Below are 23,634 nucleotides of genomic sequence, written 5' to 3' on the forward strand. Positions count from 1 at the left end.
CTAGATTTCGACTTATTCGGTCGCTTAATAAAATAAATAAAATTTTCGTGCTTAGCGCATATAGTCTTACGCTAGCTTCATATTGATCAAACAGAAAAAGGCTAGTGTGAAAATTTAAAAATTAAGATATGATACATTATTATAGTCAATTGAAAAAAAAATCCTATAGATTGGCATTCATGTCAATACTGGGACTTTTGACCTGGAGTTCTTGTCACGTAACCCGTCCCTATAGTTTGCCGGAAAATAAAGTTAAAGACAGCTTTCGGTCACCTACTTATAGTGCTCTTGATTCAGGTTATGTGAAGAATATAGCTCATGAGACGATCAATATAGCTACTGTGAAATGGTCTGATATGTTTACAGATACTATGTTACAGCAATTGATCACAGAGGGGTTACAAGCGAATATAGACATCAAAATTGCAGTTGAGCGGATTACGGAGGCGCAGGTAAATGTGCGATTAAAAAAAGCGGCATTTTTGCCTTCATTAGAAGCTAGTATCTCTGCCAATACACAACAGATGCCCGCTTTTCAGAGTTTTGGTTATCCGCGTAATAATACCCAATATGATATGCGATTATATACGGATTGGGAAATTGATATTTGGGGTAAACTTGGAAGCGCTAAACGTGTTGCGTTGTCACAGCTTTTAGCGACTGATGCCGCAAAGCGTGCGGTACAAACACAGTTAATTGCCAATATTGCCTCAGATTATTACGAATTACTGGCTCTGGATCAACAGTTGATGATAATTAAAAAAACTGCTGAGAACCGTGCTGAAGATGCGGCCGCAATAGCGGAACTTTTTGAAAATGCAATGCTTAATGGCGTAGCGGTAGTACAGAGTAAAGCAAACTATTATGAAGCAGAACTAGATGTGCCGGATATTGAGCAAAAGATTAAAGAAACTGAAAATAGGCTTAGTTTTTTAGTAGGCCGACATCCTGGTGCCATCCTCAGACAGTCTCTCATGCAACAACAGGTGAATTATGATTTAAATCCTGGAATTCCCGCACAATTGCTCGCGCACCGTCCTGATGTTCAAATGGCAGAATTTAATTTTAGATCGGCATTTGAGGAAACGAATATAGCACGTACATATTTCTATCCTGCATTATCTATAACAGCTGCTGGAGGTTTTTCAAATCTTGGTTGGAATCAGTGGTTTTCGAGTGCTAGTTTATTTGGTTCTATAGCAGGGGGGATTGCACAGCCTATTTTCAATAAAGGTGTCAATAAAGCAAGGCTGTCAACTGCTCAAGCAAGACAGCAACAGGCGTTGTATCAATTCGAGAAATCTCTATTGGTAGCCAGCAAGGAAGTTTCTAATGCGCTTTTTGAATATGATACGGCAATCAAAAAAATGAAATCCCGCAAAAAACAACTTGAAGCATTAACGCAGGCCGTTGCATTTAATAAAGAATTGTTTCTGAACCACCAGAACACCAATTATACCGATGTACTAACAGCAGAGCAAAATCTCTTACGTGCAGAATTGAAAAATATAGCAGATCAAAGTCAAAAATTGTATGCTGTGGTTCAATTGTATCGAGCCCTTGGCGGCGGTTGGAATTAACGGCTAATAATAAAGGGCTACCTGAGATAATGGTAGCCCTTATACTATTGACTGTAGGCTATTAAGCTCCTAAAAAGTCTTTTTCTAAATCTAAAGGGGCAATATAGCTTCCATTTTTGTATACGCGCATATTTCCACCTGAAATCTCGTCGATTAATAATAGATCTCCCGTAGCTTTATCTCTTCCGAATTCCAATTTGATATCGTAAAGTTCTAAATCTTTCTTTGCCAATTCTGTTTTTATAATTCCACAGATTTTTTTTGTTAAAGATTTTAATTCTTGATAATCTGCTTTTGATAAAATACCTAATAATTCCAAAGCATCATCCGAGATTGTAGGATCGCCTCTTTCGTCATCTTTAATTGTTACTTCCACAAAAGCATCTAGCGCATCACCTTCTTGGCAATAAGCAGCGTATCTTCTCAAGAAACTACCTACAGCACGGTATCTACAAATGACTTCCAATCCTTTCCCAAATGGAGTCGCTTCTTTAACCACCATACTAACCTCATCTAAATCAGCGGAGACATAATGTGTTGCAATACCCTGTTCAGCTAAACGCTCGAAGAAGAACTGGGTCATTTTAAGACCTGATTTTCCAGCACCATCAATGGTTAGCCCAACAGTATTTGCTCCAGGATCAAATACACCATTTTCACCAGTTACGTCGTCTTTAAATTTCAATAGTACTTGATTTTGTTCTAGACTGTAGACATCTTTGGTTTTACCCTTGTAAATTAAATTCATAAATAATAAGAATAGATCAATGTAATTAGCAAAAATAATGTAAATATTATAAAGAAAGTTGGTTCTAGATGATAATTATGAATACTGGAGGTTTTGAATTGATTAAAAGTCGATATACAACTTTAAGATTATATTTAATGCTATTATATTGCGGATGTAATCAAAATTATCTAAGTTTAGCATTTATAAACCTTTATAATCTTAAACTAATGTCACCTCTATTCAATTTAGTAAATAAGGAGCACTTTGTAAATATTGCCAAGAATGGGAGGGGACAGTGGAACTTTAATTTTATTGATTAAAAATTGAATTTATAACCTAATATTATTTACAAAGGCAGTGATCAGTTGTATGTCTCACTGTCCTTAAAAAAGAGGAATCTTAAAATATGTTAAAAACTATATTATTGATCAGTGCAGGGCTTTTAATAGGGCAATCTCTGTTTGCACAAGAATCTATCAAGTTGAAAGATCTGGATCTATCTCATGCTTGGCAGGAGTATGGTATTTTGCAGAAGGGAAGATCAGTTACAGGCGAACCTGTAACGATTAATGGGACAGTTTATGATGATGTGCTTGGAGTGCAAGCGAAAAGTATTATCAAGATTAAGTTGGAAAAAAATGCAACGCGTTTTGTTGCTCAAGTAGGTATAGCTGAATCTACAATTGATGTTAAAGATAAATCTTTGACCATTATACCATTAGTCGACGGTACCAAATTGCATTTCATTGAAAAGCAAGGACAGAAACAGTTTGTCGGTGTCACAAAAAGTAATCCTGTCTTAGAAAAAGGTTCCGTAAAATTTACTTTGAAAGGTGATGGTAAACCTATTTTTGTAAGTTCAGTAATTAAAGGAGGAGATCGTCCTCAGCAGATTGACGTTCCTTTAAAAGACGTTATGTATCTTGAACTTGTGGCCGAAACAACTGATGATGGTCCTAGTGGTGATCACGCCGTTTGGATTGCACCGAAGATTGATTATAAAACTATAAAACCCCAACTTGTTGACGTTGGAATAGTGGGCCCTGGTGCTAATATGGATGCTAGAATTAGTAAGAAACTTGCTGCGAAAATCAAAGCATTGCCACTAATGAAACAATTGTCATCAGATAAGACGGCATTTGATTGGTTAATTACTCCTCAGAAATCTAAAGCTGGAATTTACACTTCGGCAGATGGTAAAAATATCATAATAGCAAATGCGATGGTGTCACGAACTTTTCGGATTTTCCCTAATTTGGCGACGGTAGATATTACGAACCGTATGTTAGGGGAAAGCTTGATCAGGGCAGTAAGCAGTGAGGGAACGATACAGATTGACGGTAAAAAATGGAATATCGGCGGTTTAAATGGTCAAGAAGAAAGGGGATATCTTAAGAATGAGTGGTTAGATAAAATGACAACATTACCGGAATCGTTTATGGTAGAAGATTTCGAAATAAAACCACTGGAAGAACGAATCAAATGGGCCCGCAATCGCTGGGCACTTAATAAAGAACCGGTATCAGGTCAGCAACTTGTATTTACCCTTCGTGGTGAACGAGAGTTGAAGGATGTGAAAGTGAAGCTTTATTTTAGCATCTATGATCATATTCCGGTAATTAGTAAAAGAATGGAAGTGATTAATGAATCTACATTACCAATCAATATTGACTTCTTTCAATTGGAATATTTGGCATTCTCAGAACCTGAGTCACCCGGAGATGGTGATCCTTCAGTTTTTAGATTACCCAATATTCATGTTGAGAGTGATTTCGCCGCAGGAGGGGCCTTTACTGAGAAAACAACCGATATTACAGAAAAATGGGTGACAGATCCTGCTTACACCTCGCAACGTAATTATCTCCTGGAGACCCCTTGTGTATTGGATGTATCACCTAAGCTTGGTCCGAATTACAGCTTAGAAAGTAAAGGTACTTTCCAATCATTCACTGTTCATGAAATGCCATTTGATAGTGATGATCGGGAGCGTAAAGGATTGTTTACGCGTAAGATGTATCGGACTATAGCGCCATGGACTAGCGAGAATCCTATCTTTATGCATTTAACATCCACAGATCCTGAAGTGGTACATAGAGCCATAGATCAGTGCGATTCGACAGGTTATGAGATGATTATACTTAGCTTTGGTTCGGGGTTAAATGCGGAAGATATCTCCGATTCAAACATCGCGAAATTTAAGGGGTTTGTTGATTATGCACGTAGTAAAGGCATTGATATGGGATGTTATTCCCTTTTAGCCAGCAGATGGATCAGTGATGAGGTCGATGTGATTAATCCCGAGACAGGTAAACGTGGAGGTATGCGCTTTGGAAGTTCCCCATGTCTTGCTAGTGATTGGGGGTATGAATATTTTGAGAAAATAAAATACTTTTTTGAAAAGACAGGAATGAAGTGTTTCGAGCATGATGGTTCTTATCCAGGAGATTTCTGTGCTTCGACTACCCATGCACATCACGATGGTTTAGCAGATTCACAGTGGAAACAATTTCATAAGGTTACTGAACTTTATCACTGGATGTCTTCCCAAGGAATATATATGAATGTACCCGATTTTTACTTTTTGAATGGATCTAATAAAGTGGGAATTGGCTACAGAGAGGCTAATTGGTCTTTACCTCGCGATCGTCAGCTCATGCATGCACGCCAGTTAAATTATGATTGTACATGGGATAGAATTCCCTCTTCTTTATGGAGTTTTGTGCCCTTAGTAGAATATCAGGGAGGAGGAAAAGATGCGACTTTAGAGCCATTGAATGACTACCTTCATGAATATAAGATGCATATGATCCAAAATTATGGCGCAGGTGTGCAAGCATGTTACCGAGGGCCTCGTCTTTACGATACACCAAAAACGAAAGAAATGGTTGTCGATGTGATTAAATGGTATAAGCGTTATCGCAATATATTGAACAGTGATATCATCCATTTACGTAAACCTGATGCTCGGGACTGGGACGGAATGATGCACGTGAATCCTGATGAAAAAGAGAAAGCTTTTGCATTATTTTATAACCCTACAGATAAAGAAATCGTGCGTAAAATTCAAATACCACTTTATTATACCGGATTGTCCACAACAGCAAAAATTAGAGAACAAGAAGGTAATTTAATATCTTACAAACTGAACCGTGATTATACAGTAGAATTGACGGTTAAAATACCAGCAAATGGATATACTTGGTATGTGGTAGAATAACCTATTTTAATTAAAATTTGAGAGCGCTAAAGCAAGATCTCTGCTTTAGCGCTCTTTTTTATATACATATTTTTCTAAAATTAATGTGGCTTGTTAATTTACATTTTAGAGAGTTTGCGATAGGTCGAATTTTATATCAATTTTTAAACATTTTAAGAATAATAAGTAAAAGGATTCATTGATTTTTCCGATAATATAATGAATTTTTACAAATATAAGAGTAGTAGTACTTCTATATTTGTTCCATATTTAATACAATCAAATAGAATAAAATTCCAATGAAAAAATCAATTTTTATAGTGATCGTTGCAATAATGGGAGGTGCTTTTCATACTCAAGCTCAAAAGAACAGTAGGCACGAAGTAAGAATAGATTATAGTGATGCTACACCGCTGGTAATAGCAGATGTATTTACAAATGCTTTTGTAAGTGCAATATCGGGAAGCGAAAGTTCAAATGAAAAAGCATTTGGTATGTTATCTACGGGATATCGCTATGCGGTGAGTAATCGATTATCTATAGGAGCCGATCTGAGCTATGCTAATGCTTCATCAGATATGAAAAATAAAAGTACAAATGAGATTACCTACAGAAAGAGTAATTTCTATATGGTATTGCCTACTGCGAAATACTCTTATATAAAACGAGGAATAATTGATTTTTATGGTACAGTTGCTTCTGGAGCAATATTGACAAACGGAAGTGACAGAATCGATCAAGAAAAGACCACTACCAATGATGTAATCTTTGCTTTTCAGGTAAATCCATTAGGTTTGCGAATTGGTAAAAATTGGGGCGGTTTTTTTGAAGCTGGTTATGGTTTTAAAGGCATTGTTGCACTAGGTGCCAGTTACCGTTTCTAATGATGCATTTTTTACGAAATAAAGGCTATTTTCAAAAGAGAGTAGCCTTTATTTTTAGAGTTATGTTCTAGTAGAGATTGGAACTAATAATCAATTTCATCTTTACTTTTACTGTGCTATTTTTCTTATCTTGACCTGCTGATTTTTTAGACCATTTATCCAAAACCTTGATATTCATATGATGAATTCTTTTTTGACAGTTGTGTTTTTATTGATTTATTGTAATAATATATTTGCTATTGCTCCCCCTATTATTCTACCGACACCCCAAAAATGTGAAGTACTAACAGGTAAGTGTCCATTGTCTCAGATTAAAAATTTGAAACGTTTTCATGATGCAACAATTCCTGCAGAGGGATATCGTTTGAAGATAGAAAAAAAAGGTGTTAACATATGGTGTTCGGATGACAGTGGTTATATATATGCGAAACAGACGCTTAAGATGCTAGCGTTTCAGTATGCAACTATAGGTTATATACCGTGTTTGTCGATTGTAGATGCACCTCGAGTCAAGTGGCGTAGTTTTATGATGGATTCCGGCAGGCAGTACCAGCGGGTGAGTACGATAAAGAAATATATTGATATGATGTCTATTCTGAAATTTAACCGTTTTCATTGGCATCTGACGGAGGGACTTGGTTGGCGTCTAGAAATTAAAACTTACCCAAAACTAACTTCGATTGGTGCCTATGTTGGAAAAGAGAAGGAACAGCAGGGCTATTATAGTCATGAAGATGTACATGAAATCATAACTTATGCTAAGGAAAGAGCCATAACTGTCGTGCCGGAAATCGATATTCCAGGACATGCAGAAGCCGCCCTCAATGCCTATCCACATTTGGGTTGTTTTGGTGAAGTACCTTTGGTGCCAAAAGAAGGGTTTACCCAGCATATATTTTGTGCTGGAAAGCCTGAAACGATCAATTTTCTTAAAAATGTTATTGATGAAGTATGTGATCTTTTTCCTTCAGAATACATTCACTTAGGTGGTGATGAAGCTCCAAAAGGTAATTGGGATAAATGTTCAGATTGTCAAGGTCGAATTAAAGAATTGGGGTTAAAGGATAGCCATGATCTCCAACTATGGTTCTCGGCCGAGATGGCTAAGCATCTCAAAGCCAAGGGAAGGAAAGCAATCTTTTGGGGCGATGTTGTTTATACTAATGGTTACCCATTGCCTGATAATACCGTAATCCATTGGTGGAATTGGAGAGGTCACCAAGATCTTGCTTATCGCAATGCGGTCAAAGGCGGACATTCTGTTATCGCTGGCACAAATAATTATAGTTACCTTAATTTTCCGTTATCACCTTGGCGCGGGTACCATGCAGATCGAACTTTTGATATCGAGGATATTTACAGAAGTAATCCCTCTAATATAAAAGAAGGTGATGCGTTACTCATAGGTATGAGTGCAAGTCTATGGACCGATTATAATGTTACGGAGAGTATGATTGACCGTCGATTATTCCCGCGTATATTTGCTTTGGTACAACAGATGTGGTCACAAACGAATGATATATCTTTTGAACAGTTTTATGGAAATGTGAAGATGCTGAAGCCTTTCTTTGAAAAATTAAATTATGAATTTGGTCCAGGCCTTAAATCCGAAGTGCCAAGTAATTATAGTTGGGAATAGTTTGTAACTTATTTAATATATAACGCAGGTCAAGCGGCGCCTCTAAGTATGGTTTTTTCTATTAAAAACTATGTAGTATTTGAGCTCAGGTAAATTAACAGGCTTTTATATATAAAAACTAATAAAAAGGACTTACTAATTTATAAAAGTGCTCTCGCTTAGTCTGTTTGTGTCTCCTTTTATTTTTTATATCTTAGGAAGAGTAAACTAAATATGAACCTGAACTCAATTGTTTTATCATATCCTGATCCTTTAAGGTTAAATTATTCATTTTAATTGATGGGGATAGTTATAGGTAAACTTTTGTAATGGCAATCAACGCCTACATTATGATGAATAGACAAAAATTTATTAAAACCTCTACATTATTAGCGGCATCTGCATTATTTTTTAAAAGAACAAAGGTGTTGGCAGATTCAAAAAAAATACGCATTGGTGTAATCGGTGTAAATGGGATGGGATGGTCCAATCTCACCGCAATATTAAAAAATACAAATGTCGTATGCACTGCACTTTGCGATATCGATGAAAATGTTCTAAATAACCGTGTTTCCGAATTGAAAAAGCGTGATATAAACGTTAAGACATATATTGATTATAAGCAATTATTAGCAGATAATAATGTTGATGCTGTGATTATAGGAACTCCCGATCATTGGCATTGTTTGATGATGGTGGATGCCGTTACGGCGGGGAAACATGTCTATGTAGAAAAACCGATTGGCAATTCGATCAAAGAGTGTGAGCTCATGGTGGCCGCCGCTCAAAAGTATAATGCTATTGTTCAAGTAGGGCAGTGGCAACGTAGTCAACAGCATTTTGAGGATGCTATAAAATTTCTACATGCTGGTAGTATCGGTAAGGTAAGAATGGTTAAAGTATGGGCCTACTTAGGTTGGAAGAAAGATGTTCCAATTGTCCCGGATTCAGCAATTCCAGCAGGTGTACATTATGATAGATGGTTGGGCCCTGCTACAAAAAGGCCTTTTAATGTAAATCGTTTTCATTTTAATTTCCGTTGGTTTTGGGATTATGCCGGCGGTCTGATGACAGATTGGGGCGTGCATATGCTGGATTTTGCGTTGATCGGTATGAAAGTTTCGGATCCACGTTCGATCATGGCTGCAGGAGGAAAATTTGCTTATCCCGATGATGTTGAGGAGACACCAGATACTTTGACAACTTTATATGAGTTTGATGGGTTTAATGTGCAGTGGGAACATGCAATAGGTATTGATGGTGGACCTTATAACAAAGGCCATGGTGTGGCTTTTATCGGAAACAATGGTACTTTAGTACTGAACAGACAGGGGTGGGAAGTATTACCAGAAGGGGATCGAATGGCTGCGGTACCATTTCAAAAATCAAAAGATAATGGTTTGGAAAGGCATATGGACAACTTTGTTGAAGCAATTCTTACGCGAAATAAAAGTATTCTGAAAGCCCCTGTTGAAGCGGGTGCACATATCGCCATTTTATCTCAAATGGGAAATATTGCATACAGAACGGGTAAAAAATTGTACTGGGATAAGGACAAACGTCAGTTCTCAGATAAAGAAGCGAATAAGTATTTGGCAGCAAATTATCATAATGGTTATTCGTATCCTAAAGTGTAGATATTTAGGATTGCTAGTTACTGTTGGAAATAATATTGAAGAATTGTTCAATACTTGTTTGTGTTAGTCTATTATTCTTTTGTCAAAAAGGATTTTTTGAATTTCAAAAATAGCCATGAATGTAAAGTACTATTGGTTAATGTTTACATCATATTTTTCTTTATTAAAATCTAGTTGTTATATTTAGATCAACCAAATAATAAATTTTTGTAAAGTTTAATTCTAAACATGCTATGAAAACTCTCCAATTTAATGTGCCGACAACGCAAGGACAAAGTTTAACGATACAAGAAGATGTGATGGATTCATTTTATCCGCATTTGCACAGTCATCAAGAAGCACAATTAATGTGGATTAAAAAGGGTGAGGGCGTTTTGGTTGTCGAAGATACTTTGCACCCTTTTAAAGAAAATGATATATTTTTTTTGGGAGCCAATCAACCTCATGTATTTAAATCGATGTCTCAAGATGGCTTGTTCAATGAATCAAGATCAATTTCTATTTTCTTTGATCCGCACGGTAAGTTGAAGTCCTTGTTTTCATTAGGTGAGTTTGAATCCCTGAATCATTTTATTAACCGTAATTCATGTGGATTTAAAGTGCCAGAGGCTTATTTTAATCAAATTTCTGAAAGAGTAGTACAATTAAAGAGTGCTGATGAGCTGGATAAATTAATGCAGTTCTTTTATTTGTTACGCTCATTAGCTTCAATTTCTAAAGAAACAGTTCCACTTTGTGCTGAAAGAATTGAATCAGCTATCCAATCCAACGGAAATGTAAATCGAATGACTTTAGTTTGCAATTACATAAAAGAAAATTATAAAAAAGAACTTACATTGGAAGATGTCGCTAACCATGCCAATTTAACTCCGCAGGCCTTCTGTCGGTACTTTAAAAAACATTGCGGAATTACTTTCGTATCTTACTTAAACCGCATCCGCATAAAAGAAGTCTGCCATAAATTAAATGGAGATCACTTAGACAGTGTGTCGTTTATTGCTTTTAGCAGTGGTTTTAATAGTATAACTAATTTTAATCGCGTTTTTAAACAGATCATAGGATGTAACCCAAAGGAATATACAAACAACTACAGACAGACTATTTTTACAGAAATTTAAAAAATCTTTAGTTGTGAAGATCTTCTAATGATCTCCATAACCAACATCATCCAGTTTACCTTTAAACACTTTAAATTGAATAATGAAATAAACAATAACCAATACAGCGGCGATAGAAAACCAGCCCAGTCCAACAGATAATCCATACTCGTGTGCGGCAACGTTTTGCACCGTTAAAGATGGGTTTACGGTATTTGTCGATGGAAGTAAGATTGGGAACATAGATGCTATAGTAGAGCCGAAACTTCCGAAGATAAATAGAGAGGAAAATATAAATCCTGATAAGTCTTTTTTGAATTTTTTAATTTGAAACTGCCCAACTAGTCCGATAGAAGCAATGATCGGGAAAATCCAAAGCCAGTAATAAGTTTCAAAATTATGTAGTGAAATTGGTTTTACATAGTGCCACACAAAAGCGGATAAGATTACTAAAAATAATAAGACAAAGTTGAGCTTAAATATGACATCTTTTAATCGCTGGCTTAAAGAGCTAGAAGTTTTTAATATAATCCAGTTAGCGCCGTGGATAGTCAGTGTAACAACTGCGACTAGGCCTAATAGTATGGTGAACCAGTCAATGATACCTTGATGTTCTGCCAGTGGATCAAATGTTGGGTTCCAAAGTGCCAGAAAGAAATAATGTGGTTCCTGTGTAGAGACACCATTTTCAACCATACCAAGATTTACTCCCCGGACAACATTACCTAAAGCCGCTCCAAAGAATAAAGCAAGCAGGAGACTGGCTAAACCAAAAGCCTTGTCCCACAGTGTTTCCCACATGCGGTTATGTACCTGGCCTCTTAATTCTAAACTTATTGCTCGAAAGATAAGCAACCAGAGAACAAGCATCAAGGGTAAATAGAAGCCACTGAAAGCTGAAGCATATAAAGTTGGGAAGGCAAAAAATAAGACCCCACCCGAAGCGATGAGCCATACCTCATTAGCATCCCAAAAAGGTCCGATAGAATTTGTTACTGCTTTTCTTTCTTCTTCTGTCTTTGCAAAAAAGAGATGAACAATTCCTGCTCCAAAGTCATAACCATCTAGAATAACATAGATTACCAGCATGATCATTAATACAATAAACCAAAATATTTCCATGATCAATTACGTTAAGGAGATTTGAGGCTCAGGACCTTTTCTTATTATTTTTAACACAAGCATTAAAAATAATAATCCTAATAAAATATATAATCCAACAAACCCTAGTAAGGTAAATAGGGCATTGCCAGAAGAAACGGTTGGAGAAACGCCATCTACCATGCGCATCAGGTTGTACACAAGCCAGGGTTGTCTTCCTAGTTCAGCTGTATACCATCCGGCAGTATTAGCGATGTAGGGGAAAGGAATCATAAACATGATGATCCAAAGCAACCATTTTGTCTGAAATAATTTGTTTTTCCAAAGTAAAAACGTGGCCGCTACCATTATTGCAATAAAAATGGTGCCTAGGCCCGCCATGATATGATAACCATAATACAGTCCAGGTACATTGGTAGGATGTATGGATTCGTCAAATTCATTCAAACCCTTAATCTCTGCATCCCAACGTTGATAGGTAAGAAAGCTAAGGACATTTGGAACAGCAATTTTGTTATCTAATTTTTTATTTTGCATATCTGGCTGACCAATAAGTACGATTTCTGATCCCCCTTTTTCGGTCTTAAAAATACCTTCCATAGCCGCAAAGGTGACCGGTTGATATTTGACAACATTCTTAGCAGCCATATCACCTGTTGGAAAAGCAACTATAATAGAGGATATAACACCGAAAATGACACCAGTTTTAACGAACATTTTACCAAATTTGTTGTGTTTATTACTCAATAAGTAAAAAGCACCTATAGACGCTACAAAGAATGAGCTCGTAATCAGAGAACCTGCCTGATTATGTAAATAGGAAGGCCATAGCCATGGATTATTAAAAAGCGCTGTAAAATTATTTAATACAAATTTTCCATTTTCTAATATTTCATATCCTACTGGATACTGCATCCAGGAATGGGTTGCAATGATGAGAAAACCGCTCGCCCAAGAACCGATAAATACCATTAATCCAGAGAGGAAATGGAGTTTATGTCCAAGTAACTTTTCTCCAAAAAGAAACATCCCAAGAAAGGACGATTCTAGAAAGAAAGAGAACATGCCCTCCATGGCTAATGTTTGTCCGATAATACCACCCGTTAATTCGGAAAATTTTGCCCAGTTGGTACCAAATTGGAACTCCATAGGAATTCCCGTGACGACACCCATGGTGAAGTTCAAAGCGAATATTTTCATCCAGAATTTTGCAGCATGATTGTAATCTTCAATTTTGGTTCGTAAGAATTTCCATTTGAAGTAAACGATCATCAGGGAGAGGCCCATCGTTAATTGCGGAAACAGGTAATGAAAGGTAATGGTGAAAGCAAACTGTAACCGATTGTAAAGTATCATGTCTTCCATACGACATTATATGAGGTTAAAATATAACCTAAATATAATTGTTTTTTATATGGGAAACAATAAAGTGCTTTTACTTATTTGTGATGATTTTTATAAACCATCCTGCAGACTGAGTGGGCTACGGAATGGCTATTATATAATATGAAGTGCTTGTTGATTTTAAGGGATTTATTGGCTGAATAAAGCTTATCAAATAATAATTCCCAGTAAAGCAATATAGTTGCATTTGTAATATTATTTATTATATTTGCAACATAGTTGCGTATGTGGCGACTTTGAATTGTTTTACTTAAATCAAAATCTAATCATGAAAATGAAATTTATCAAATGTATTACTGTAGTACTATTGGCGTCAGTAGGGTTATTAATTGGAGTCAGCTCTTGTAAGAAAGATGAGCATGTCCCTGTTGCAGGTGAAGAAGTAAGGGTATCTCTACAGTTTACTGAGCTTCAGGGAACCAAAGGAGCAGGTCATGGGGACCATTTTCACGGTGTTACTACCGCGAAAGAGGGTGCCGTGATTACTGTAAACTTTGATGCATCAGGAAACTCTCTAACAAAGGGTGCGATTAATTTAGATGCTGAGCTCGCCTACAAAATAGATTTAAAAGTTTACGATGAAAAAGGAATAGAAATTCAAGATAATTTTGTAAAGAATCAGGCGACAGCCGGCGAATACAAGGCATTTTTAATAGGAGATAAATTAATCGCAAATGCAAATACGGAGACAAATGGAGGTGCTATTTTTCAACCACGCGAAACGGATTATGCTGATGGAACTAAAGTTAATGGTAAATATGAGATGACAGGCCTAAAGGCATTTTTTACGTTGGGCTCTGAAAATAAGGGAAAAACTAAAAAATTAATTTATTCCTTGCGTAAAATAGAGCCTGGAGTAAAAGCTACGATTGAACGCGTCGATTTACTTGATCCAGGCTATGCAAACAAATTTAAAGGTGCAAACGTGCTCGAATTAAAATTTGATATTAAATAAAAGACCTTATTTAATCTGAAAAAGGCAAAAGAGGTGTAACCATTTTGATTACACCTCTTTTAAATCATATTGCGTTACTTTAAGAAGTAATTTTTCTGCTAGTAGGATGTATGACTGTTATAGTTCCTAAAAATCATTAGCCCTGTGATTTTTCTAATAGTGAAATCGCATCAAACAATACGCCAGCTTCACCTCTAAAGGTGCCTGATCCTTCAGGTTTATTATCCTTTGTGTACCACTCATAAAAGCCTTTATTTTTTATTACGCGATCCAACATCGGTTTCATTTGTTCATATGCCTCCTTTTCGTAACCATTTTTCACCAACTGTTGTATCATACGGCCACCAAACCAAGTCCAATCCCCACCGTTTTGATATCCATATGGATACATACCTTTATTTTTGAATGAACCTGCAGGGTAAGTCGGATAGATCGTCAAGCCGATTGTAGCGGCACCGGAATCTTTCACATTTTTGACCATCTTATCTAAGGCTGTTTTTATTTGCTCCTTACTCAGTAAATTGGCTTCGATAGCAATAGCAGTACCACCATGATAGTAGATCTGATTCTCATCGAAATCCGAAGAAAATGGTGATCCGTTGATGTAAATATGGGGGATAAATTTTTGATTTTTCTCATCCCAAAGATGCTTCATTGTATTGGCAGCGATTTCATCGCGAATGGGTTTCCACTGGGATGCTTTTTCAGGAATAAGTTCCATATAGTTATCCAATGCAATTAGAAACATTGCATTATCATAAATGTCTAATGCAATATGAGAATTTTCATCTAAATGGACACCCCAATCATGTTCAGGTTGTACATCACCCCAATCAACCGTGGTTGCACCCCAAAGTAAACCATAAGTTTTATTGTATCGTTCATTCATTAAGAATTGGAGGGCATTTTCCATTTTGTCTTTAACGATACTATTACCCACCTTGGCCGATAAGAAAGATGTATCCTGTGATGCGTTCACATACTTGTAAACAGCCTGAATCAAAGAAGTTTCCTGATCTGTTTCTACTGTATTTTTATGCCCCGCATAATCTGGAGCTAATACATTTGTTATCGTATAGTAGTCAGATGTGCCATTTTTTAAGCTCGCTTTTTTAACAAAGCCATCTGCAATATTCCCATCAGGCCCCTGTAGTTTCAGAAATATAAGCAATTGATCTTTGATTTGCTCATGAGGATGCACTTGTGTAGCTAAATTGATAAAGGTATTGTAATCTCTGATCCATACCTCTCCATATCCATCTCCAGCATTGAAACCGGATTTTATGGTATTGGTTGCCATATCTTTGACTAGTTGAAAACTACTGTCTTTTTTCATGTCGGCCTGCCAACTGTTTTGTGTTCCTTTGCTTCCACTTGGATTGCAGGAAAATAAAAGGGCAGAGGAAGCTATTGCAAAAAATAAGTTTTTCATATTTTTAAATGTTTAGTTTAAAATTGGTTGCATTTTGAATCTTTAACGTATGACTGGATCACTTTTGCCGGCTGTTTTCCAAGGTTACGAAGTGTATATGATCCTGTTGCAGCTGGAATGGCAAATGTCTCAACATAATTAAAAACTTCCCTCATACCATTTGAAGTTGTTAATTCCACAGCCTCCCCTTCAACAAGCATCAGAATATGACACTGATTTTTTGTTTCAATCGTTACCTCTTGATCAAAGTCATAGCGTACGACATCATAAAAATGATCTTCATGTGTAGCTAAATGAACTTTAGTTGCTTGATTATCAATTTTGTGGAAAACAGGTTTCGCAATTAAGGTATCGTTGACCACTTGTCCTTTTCTTTCAAAATTAAGATTGTCAAAAGCACGGTCGATATTTAAAGGACGTGGTTTGCCATCCAAATCCGGTCTTACCCAATCATACATTTTAAAGGTGAAATTGTATGGAGTCGCACTAATTTCTAAAACTAAATTATCGATACCAGATGAATGCACTGTACCATGCGGTATCAAGTATAACTCATGCTTTTTAGATTCAAATTTTTGAATATATTGATCTACCTCAATGGCTTCTCCGGTTTTAAAACTATGTTCTAAAGCACTTTGAAATTCATCTTTATTGATATCATCTTGAAAACCTAGATATACCTGTGCATCTCCTTTTCTGTCTACAATGTAATAGGTTTCATCTTGGGTAAAGTTTTCTCCAAATTGTGACTTTGCATACTTCGGGCTAGGGTGACACTGTATTGATAAATTTCCTCCATCAAAGGTATCTAAGAAATTAAATCTAATTGGGAAATCTACACCAAATCTTGGTTCAGCCAAGCCTAGGACATTTTTGCTTTCAGTGAACATCAATTGATCAAATGAAATTTCCAGAAGTAGATCATTAAATTTTAATGACAAGCCATTTTCCGGAACAATCATCTCGAAGGACCAGGCGTAGTTTTTTGCACTTTGATCTATCCCTGTTAGATGATCTTTCATCCATTGTCCACCCCAAACACCAGATTCAAATGTAGGTTTTACTCTAAAATAATTGACAGACATTTGATGCAAGGTCTGTCTTAAATCAGATCCCTTTATCCAAGGTAATGTGTTGTCAGATTGCTGATCTGCCATGATTTCTATCTGAGATAGAATTGAATTTTTGTGGCTATTTAACGCTTGCCAATCCACAAAATAATATCGTTTGTAAATCTGTTTTGGATCTTTTGAATTGCTGCATCCTAAGTTCCATGCTTTTCCAGCTCTCATGCGCTGAATTAGAACACTTTTAGGCAAATCAACATACATGATAGAAGCTTCATTATCTAAAAGAGCTGCTCCAGGTCCGTAAAAGATGATATACTCTTGGTTATTTACGAGCATATCATGGAATTTCGCTAATTTTTCAGCGTTAAAATAAGATGATAATGGAAGAGGGGATTTTTTTCCAAATAAGGGATCATTACCACCAAGATAAGGTGCTACCTGATTATTAATAATCTCTTCTGATAAAAGTGCCTCATCAATAGCGATGAAACGTGGTTTAATATCGTAATTTTTAAATTCTTTTGAAATCTCTCCAATGACAAATTTCCAATCTACACCAACAAAACCATCGATGATACGTATATTATTGTCGTGTAGTACACGAACTAATTTTTGAAATGAGCTTGAGATTTCACCTGTAGCAGGGAAAGCGGGCATAATATTGTACTGGTCTATTGCTGAGTCTTTAGTGGTATGCATATTTAATTATTTTATTGAAATCTGTTGAATGTATAGCTAACTTATTTACGGGCTTTATCTTTCCAATATTTCTCTATTTCTTCCAGGGGTTTACCCTTAGTTTCAGGTAAAAATAGGAGTACGGTTATAAAAGCAATAGCGCAGAAGAATGCAAATAGCCAAAAGGTGTAGCGAGCTCCCCAAGCATCTAGTATGATGGGGGTCAATTGACCGATAATGGCATCTGAAATCCACATAACCAAGATACTGATACCCATGGCGCGCGCTCGGATGGAATTTGGGAAAATCTCTGAAGCAACTACAAATTTTAAAGGACCAATAGAAAAGGCAAAGAAAAACATAAATGAAAGTATCGAAATGATTAAAGCCGTATTGTTAATCTCTTGATTTGTTGCAAATAGAAACCCGGTCACAATTAAGCTGAGGGTAGCCCCCAATGTTCCAAATACATATAGAGGTCTTCGTCCCCAGTTATCCACTTTCCATATTGCAAAGCATGTGAAAAGTACGTTTGCAAGACCAAAGAACAATTGCGCATGATAGGAATTGCTCATCGAAATGCCCGAATCCAGAAGAATCGTCGGACCATAGTAAACAATGGCGTTAATACCACTAAGTTGTGAGAATAGCGGTAGGAGTAAGCCCAGTAAGAATGCTTTTCTGTAAACTGGAGAAAAAAGGTCTTTTAGTTTTCCTTTTGTTTCAGGTGGGCTATCTTGTAAATTTTGGAGATTAAGTTTAGCACTTATTTCAGCTACCTCAGCATTTCTTCCAACTTTTAGTAACCAACGTGGGCTTTCTGGAACAAAGTATGCTCCAATAGAAAGTAATATTGCAGGTATTGCACCAACTAAGAACATAGTCCGCCACTGTTCATGAGTTTGTGAAGGAAGATGTTGAATAATCAGATAATTACTAATATAAGCGATCAGAATACCAAAAGTGATTGCCAGTTGATATGAAGTCACTGCCCGGCCTCGAAATTGACTTGGGGATATCTCTGCAATGTATAGTGGAACAACGATAGAAGCAATGCCGACACCGACGCCACCAAGTCCACGAAAAAGAATAAGCATCATATAGCTCGTGCTTAGTCCACAGCCTATTGCTGATACTAAAAAGAGAATAGATGCAACGATAAGCGCAGGCTTGCGGCCGTACTTATCGCTAAAGCTACCTGTAAAAATCACGCCCACTATACAGCCAATTAAAGCTGAACTGACAAATATGCCCTCTTGATTTGGTGTTAATCCAAAAAATTGCTTTACTAAAGGTAATGCTCCTGCTATAACGGCCATGTCAAATCCGAAAAGTAGCCCCCCTAGCGACACGATACATAGAATAAGGATGAAAAATTTATTCATATTAAGGTTTTATAATTAGTATGTATATACATACAAACATATATTTATTTTTTTAATAATGCAAAAAATCTTACTTTAGCCTAAGTAATAAATATGATGAATCTTAAAATAGACCATAAAAGTCCGATACCATTACATATACAGGCCGAGAATTTGTTGCGTGAACTGATCAAGCAACCGGAATATATTGATGGGAAATTATTGCCAAATGAAATTGAACTGGCTAAGCGCTTGGCAATTTCGCGTTCAACATTACGGCTGGCAATCAATAAGTTGGTTTACGAAGAGCTGTTAATCAGAAAGAAGGGGATAGGTACCAAGGTAGCAAGTGCTAAATTTAGTTCAAAGTCTAAAAATTGGTTAAGTTTCTCGCAAGAGATGAAAAATCGGGGTCTCGAGGTGAAAAATTTTGAACTTCATGTTAGTTGGGAAATTCCTGATAAAGCAGTTTCACAATTTTTTGATGTACCAGAAGATTTGAAGTTACTTAAATTAGAACGTTTGCGAGGTAAAAAAGACGATCCGTTTGTTTATTTTATCTCTTACTTCCATCCACGTATTGGTTTGACCGGAGATGAAGATTTTAAACGTCCGCTTTATGAAATATTAGAAGCCGATTTTCATATTGTAGCCGATCTGTCTCAGGAAGAACTGGATGCGATGGCAGCTAATAAATTTATCGCCGACAAGCTTGAAATAGCTATTGGTGCACCTATTTTGTCAAGGAAGAGATTTGTATTTGATCAATCAGGAAGGCCTATTGAATACAATCTTGGATATTATCGTGCTGAGAGTTTTACGTATACTGTAGAAAGTAGACGCGATTATTAGTATATAAAATGAATCTGGATAATTAATTATCCAGATTCATTTGTAACAAAGTTTTTAGTTTTTATCTAAAGTTTCTTTAGCCCAATCGTTCATTAATAGAATCGCTTTGCTTAAAACTCCGGCAGAGCCTTTGAATTTACCAGAACCACTAGGAACATCATTTTTTCCATACCATTCGTAAAATCCTTTATTTTTGACCACTCGGTTTATCATCGGTTGAATCTCTTCATAGGCTTCTTTTGGATAGCCGTTTAATACTAATTGTTGTATCATTCTACCACCAAACCACGTCCAGTCTCCACCATTTTGATAGGCGTAAGGTTTTGACATCCAGCCTTTGAAAAATCCTTCAGGATAAGTCGGATATAGTGTAAGGCCGATACTTGGCATGCCAGATAGACGTACATTTTCCAACATTTGATCATTGACTGTTTTAATTTCTTCTTTACTTAAAAGTCCCGATTCAATAGCTATGGCTGTTCCACCGTGGTAATGAATTTTATTCTCATCAAATCCTTCAGGCAGTGGTGAATCTTTAGGGTAAATATGCGGAATGAATTTTTGTTGTTTTTTATCCCAAAGGTGTTTCATGGTGTTGATCTCAATTTCCTTTTTCAGACTTTTCCATTCGTTTATTTTTTTTGCGTCGGGCATAATATCAATAAGTGTTTTAAGAGCAATGATGTACATGGCATTGTCGTAAACATCAATCGCTTCATTGGATAGGTTATTCCAGTCACAACCAAAATCATCATGTGGTTGGACATCTCCCCAGTCTGCGGTCATTGCTCCCCACAAGAGTTTGTATTCTTTATTGTATCGCTCACGATGTAAATAATCCAGCATCAGTTGAATGCGGTCCTTTACAAGTATACCACCGATGTTTTCTTCAAGGATACTATGATCTTTTGTTTTTGTAATGTATTTGCCCAGAAGTTGAATAAGCGAGGTTTCTTGATCAGTCTCTACGGTATTCTTAAAGCCCACATGTTCAGGGTCGTTCTCCGAATAATAAGGAGTATCATCGTGCCAGGTGAAGTCTTTTTTCAAGACGTAACCATCAACCATTTCGCCATTCTTTTGTTGCATCTTAAAGAATACTAAGATAGCTCCTCTTACCTCCTCTTTAGTACGTTCTTCTAGTGCGGTTTCGATAAAAGTATTCAAGTCGCGCGCCCATATTTGCGAGTAGCCGCTTCCAGCATTGAACCCCTCTTTAATGACCTGTCTCGCTAGGCTGTCAACAAAAGCTAATTTTTGATCAGCTAAAATAGTTTTTGCAAGTTCAATATCTTGACTTTTCTGTTTCGATGTGCAGCCTGCTAGCAGTAGCGCGAAAGTAAGGATCGGTATGCATCTTTTCATAACGGATTAAATTTTGGTTTATTCTTATGTATATACATTCAAAAGTATAAAAAAACAATCTTTAATTCCAAATTATCCTGCTTTAAATTGTTTGGTATTCATAATTTTACAATTATTCATATCTGTTTTTATTTTTTAATGCTTTATTTTTTGATCTTTAATTTTAATCTATGTCTATACATTTGAAATTTATTTTATAAGTTTGTGTGTAAACCTTATAAATAAAGATGATAAAAAATATAATCATGTATTGCTGTGGAGTATTGACCTTTATTACATGCTCTTACGCACAGCAAAAACAACATTTAACCCAATATGTTAAACCCAATATAGGTTCGGTTCATAGTCGGTATTTTTTTTATACTCCAGCGGCAGTGCCTTTTGGAATGGCTAAATTAGCACCTAGTACAGATGGTAGTTATGGAAACCGCTCCGGTTGGGAGGCTGTTGGTTATGATGATAGACATCATTCAATTGCAGGATTTCCTCATTTTCATGAATTTCAAATCGGTGGAGTTGTCTTTGCACCAACAGTTGGGGAAATAAAAACCAATGCTGGTAAAGTGGATATGCCCTATAGTGGTTACCTTTCTTCTTTTGATAAAGTAGATGAATTTGCCACATCAGGATATTATCGTGTAAAATTAAAAGATTATGGTGTTCAGGCAGAATTAACGGCCACAAAAAGGGTAGGGTTTCATAAATATACATTTCCTTCAACTGATTCAGCAAATGTAATTTTTGATATTGGTCATGTCATGGGGGAAAGCGGTCCTGTCATTGATGCTGAGGTTACTTACGATCAGAAACATGTATGGGGTTATGTGATAACAAGTCCGCTTTATGTACAGAAATATCAAAAAGGAGCCGATATAAAAATGTATTTTTTTGCTGAGATTGATAAATTGCCTGTCGCTTATGGTACCTTTCTAGATTCAGAAATTTTTGCGGATAAAAAAACGATAAAAGGTAAAGGAGCAGGTCTCTATTTACGCTTTAAGACCAAAAAAGGGGAAGCGATTGAACTAAAGACAGGTCTATCCTATACTTCGATTGAAAATGCTAAATTGAACCTGCTTCAGGAAGCTAAAAAGTTAAATTTTGAAGAAGCTAAGAAGAATGCGATTCAGATTTGGGATGCCGAATTGGGGCGTGTTCTTGTTGAAGGAGGTAAAATTGAAGACCGGACTAAGTTCTATACAGCGCTTTATCATGCCTTATTGGGAAGAGGCTTAGCCAGTGATGTCAATGGTGCATATCCTAAGAATGACGGTAGTATCGGACAGATTCCTTTAAATGGGAAAGGTATTCCGGTACATCATCATTATAATACTGATGCAATCTGGGGAGCTTTTTGGAATCTGACACAATTATGGTCTATTGCATATCCTGATTATTATAATGATTGGATCCAAAGTCAATTGCTCGTATATAAAGATGCAGGTTGGTTAGGAGATGGTATTGCTAATAGTAAATATGTGTCAGGTGTGGGTACTAATTTTACTGGTTTGGCAATCGCTGCCGCATATAATGTCGGAATCAGAAATTATGATGTTGATTTAGCCTATCAGGCAGTTAGAAAAAATGAATTAGAATCTAAAGATCGGCTTCCGGGTGCAGGCAAACTGGATGTAGGGGTTTTTGTCGATAAGGGATACTCCCCTTATATAAAAGATGAAACAGGTAATCCAGAGCTCTTAACGAATGGGTCTCCATTTGGTGCTTCGCATACTTTAGAGTATGCCTTTTCAGCAGCAGCAGCGGCACAATTTGCCAAGTCTTTGAAACATGAGTCGGACTACAGTGTGCTCAATAAATTATCAGATGCATGGCGGACATTGTATGATCCTTCAACCAAATTTATGAGACCTAAGGATAGTGAAGGAAAATTCATTCAAAATTTTAATCCCTATGAATCATGGCGCGGTTTTCAGGAAGGAAATGCCTGGCAATACACTTTTTACGTTCCACACGTACCGCAGGAGTTAGTAAAACTTGTCGGCGAAGATTTGTTTAATCGACGTCTGGATAGCATCTTTACAATTTCGCAAAAGAATATCTTTGGAGGAGGTGCGCATATTGATGCTTTTGCGGGGATTGAAAGCCTCTATAATCATGGTAATCAACCTAATTTACATATTTCCTGGTTGTTTTATTTCTCAGGACGACCAGACCTGAGTCAGAAGTGGGTACGTGCAATCTGTAATGAATTCTATGGTACAGAAGCAATACACGGTTACGGTTTTGGACAAGATGAAGATCAGGGACAATTGGGGGCCTGGTACGTCATGTCAAGCATAGGGTTGTTTGATGTAAGAAGCTTAACCGGTGAAAACCCATCTTTTCAAGTTGGGGCTCCTCTTTTTGATCGTATAACCATCTCGTTGCCTAAAACACTACGCAAAAATAAATTTGAGATCGAAGTTAAAAATCAAGATACAAGTAGGATATATCTGGATCAGATCCAATTGAATGGAAAGATCTTGTCTGGTCAGGAGTTGCCGTTTCAAGACTTGGTAAAAGGAGGGAAGATGAGTATTGTTTTAAAAAATAAATAATTTTTTAGTTTCATCGTATATTTAGATTAAATCATTCCGCATAATATTAGATTATCTTTTATCCAAAAAAACAGCCCCAAAAATTGAAACATTTTGGGGCTGTTTTTTTGGAT

The 23,634-nt window shown here is 36.5% G+C and carries 16 protein-coding genes; 9 read left to right on the forward strand and 7 right to left on the reverse strand.

Annotated elements, in window-relative coordinates:
* Positions 1-128 precede the first annotated feature (128 nt).
* Complete coding sequence (locus tag JAZ75_RS11790; RefSeq protein WP_232789421.1) at positions 129-1,580, forward strand: efflux transporter outer membrane subunit; 1,452 nt, start codon at positions 129-131, stop codon at positions 1,578-1,580.
* 61 nt (positions 1,581-1,641) lie between these two features.
* On the opposite strand, the gene JAZ75_RS11795 is transcribed toward JAZ75_RS11790, so the two are convergent.
* A complete protein-coding gene (locus tag JAZ75_RS11795) occupies positions 1,642-2,328 on the reverse strand; it encodes a phosphoribosylaminoimidazolesuccinocarboxamide synthase (RefSeq protein ID WP_208702039.1) in 687 nt (228 codons plus the stop codon).
* A gap of 388 nt (positions 2,329-2,716) precedes the next feature.
* Between JAZ75_RS11795 and JAZ75_RS11800 the strand changes: the two genes are divergently transcribed.
* The 5 genes from JAZ75_RS11800 to JAZ75_RS11820 all read left to right on the forward strand — a co-directional run bounded on the left by JAZ75_RS11800 (position 2,717) and on the right by JAZ75_RS11820 (position 10,763).
* Positions 2,717-5,527, forward strand: a complete 2,811-nt coding sequence (locus JAZ75_RS11800; protein WP_208702041.1) for an NPCBM/NEW2 domain-containing protein — start codon at positions 2,717-2,719, stop codon at positions 5,525-5,527.
* 278 nt (positions 5,528-5,805) lie between these two features.
* Positions 5,806-6,390 (forward strand): hypothetical protein, encoded by a 585-nt coding sequence (locus JAZ75_RS11805; RefSeq protein ID WP_208702043.1) that lies wholly within the window; start codon positions 5,806-5,808, stop codon positions 6,388-6,390.
* Positions 6,391-6,568: 178 nt separating this feature from the next.
* A complete protein-coding gene (locus tag JAZ75_RS11810; RefSeq protein WP_208702045.1) occupies positions 6,569-8,029 on the forward strand; it encodes a beta-N-acetylhexosaminidase in 1,461 nt (486 codons plus the stop codon).
* Positions 8,030-8,358: 329 nt separating this feature from the next.
* Positions 8,359-9,645, forward strand: coding sequence for a Gfo/Idh/MocA family protein (locus JAZ75_RS11815; RefSeq protein ID WP_232789422.1), 1,287 nt, complete (start codon positions 8,359-8,361; stop codon positions 9,643-9,645).
* Between the two features lie 233 nt (positions 9,646-9,878).
* Positions 9,879-10,763 (forward strand): AraC family transcriptional regulator, encoded by an 885-nt coding sequence (locus tag JAZ75_RS11820; RefSeq protein ID WP_208702047.1) that lies wholly within the window; start codon positions 9,879-9,881, stop codon positions 10,761-10,763.
* Positions 10,764-10,787: 24 nt separating this feature from the next.
* Here the strand turns inward: JAZ75_RS11820 and cydB are convergent, their stop codons facing one another.
* Both cydB and JAZ75_RS11830 read right to left on the reverse strand, forming a co-directional pair.
* Positions 10,788-11,864 carry a cytochrome d ubiquinol oxidase subunit II gene (gene cydB, locus JAZ75_RS11825; protein ID WP_208702049.1) on the reverse strand — a complete coding sequence of 359 codons (1,077 nt, stop codon included), beginning with the start codon at positions 11,862-11,864 and terminating at the stop codon, positions 10,788-10,790.
* A 6-nt stretch (positions 11,865-11,870) separates the two neighbouring features.
* Positions 11,871-13,208: a cytochrome ubiquinol oxidase subunit I gene (locus JAZ75_RS11830; protein ID WP_208702051.1), complete on the reverse strand. Its 1,338-nt coding sequence runs from the start codon at positions 13,206-13,208 to the stop codon at positions 11,871-11,873.
* A 313-nt stretch (positions 13,209-13,521) separates the two neighbouring features.
* Here JAZ75_RS11830 and JAZ75_RS11835 point away from each other — a divergent pair, with 313 nt between their 5' ends.
* The gene (locus JAZ75_RS11835; protein WP_208702053.1) at positions 13,522-14,202 is read left to right on the forward strand and encodes a hypothetical protein; all 681 of its coding nucleotides are present in this window, start codon (positions 13,522-13,524) and stop codon (positions 14,200-14,202) included.
* 136 nt (positions 14,203-14,338) lie between these two features.
* Here the strand turns inward: JAZ75_RS11835 and JAZ75_RS11840 are convergent, their stop codons facing one another.
* From JAZ75_RS11840 to JAZ75_RS11850, 3 genes are read right to left on the reverse strand one after another with little or no spacing between them, the layout of a single operon-like run.
* Positions 14,339-15,634, reverse strand: a complete 1,296-nt coding sequence (locus tag JAZ75_RS11840) for an amylo-alpha-1,6-glucosidase (protein WP_208702055.1) — start codon at positions 15,632-15,634, stop codon at positions 14,339-14,341.
* Between the two features lie 17 nt (positions 15,635-15,651).
* Positions 15,652-17,403 carry a class I mannose-6-phosphate isomerase gene (locus JAZ75_RS11845; protein ID WP_208702057.1) on the reverse strand — a complete coding sequence of 584 codons (1,752 nt, stop codon included), beginning with the start codon at positions 17,401-17,403 and terminating at the stop codon, positions 15,652-15,654.
* A gap of 41 nt (positions 17,404-17,444) precedes the next feature.
* Entirely contained in the window at positions 17,445-18,767 is a 1,323-nt protein-coding gene (locus JAZ75_RS11850) for a sugar porter family MFS transporter (protein WP_208702059.1), read from the reverse strand.
* A 93-nt stretch (positions 18,768-18,860) separates the two neighbouring features.
* On the opposite strand from JAZ75_RS11850, the gene JAZ75_RS11855 reads away from it, so the two are divergent.
* Positions 18,861-19,598, forward strand: a complete 738-nt coding sequence (locus tag JAZ75_RS11855; RefSeq protein WP_231576925.1) for a GntR family transcriptional regulator — start codon at positions 18,861-18,863, stop codon at positions 19,596-19,598.
* A 54-nt stretch (positions 19,599-19,652) separates the two neighbouring features.
* On the opposite strand, the gene JAZ75_RS11860 is transcribed toward JAZ75_RS11855, so the two are convergent.
* Positions 19,653-20,963 (reverse strand): hypothetical protein, encoded by a 1,311-nt coding sequence (locus JAZ75_RS11860; protein WP_183911858.1) that lies wholly within the window; start codon positions 20,961-20,963, stop codon positions 19,653-19,655.
* A gap of 227 nt (positions 20,964-21,190) precedes the next feature.
* On the opposite strand from JAZ75_RS11860, the gene JAZ75_RS11865 reads away from it, so the two are divergent.
* On the forward strand, positions 21,191-23,521 hold the full coding sequence (locus tag JAZ75_RS11865) for a GH92 family glycosyl hydrolase (RefSeq protein ID WP_208702061.1): 2,331 nt from the start codon (positions 21,191-21,193) through the stop codon (positions 23,519-23,521).
* Positions 23,522-23,634: the final 113 nt, after the last annotated feature.

It is taken from the genome of Sphingobacterium sp. UDSM-2020, assembly GCF_016132525.1.
Classification (GTDB): Bacteria; Bacteroidota; Bacteroidia; order Sphingobacteriales; family Sphingobacteriaceae; genus Sphingobacterium; species Sphingobacterium anhuiense.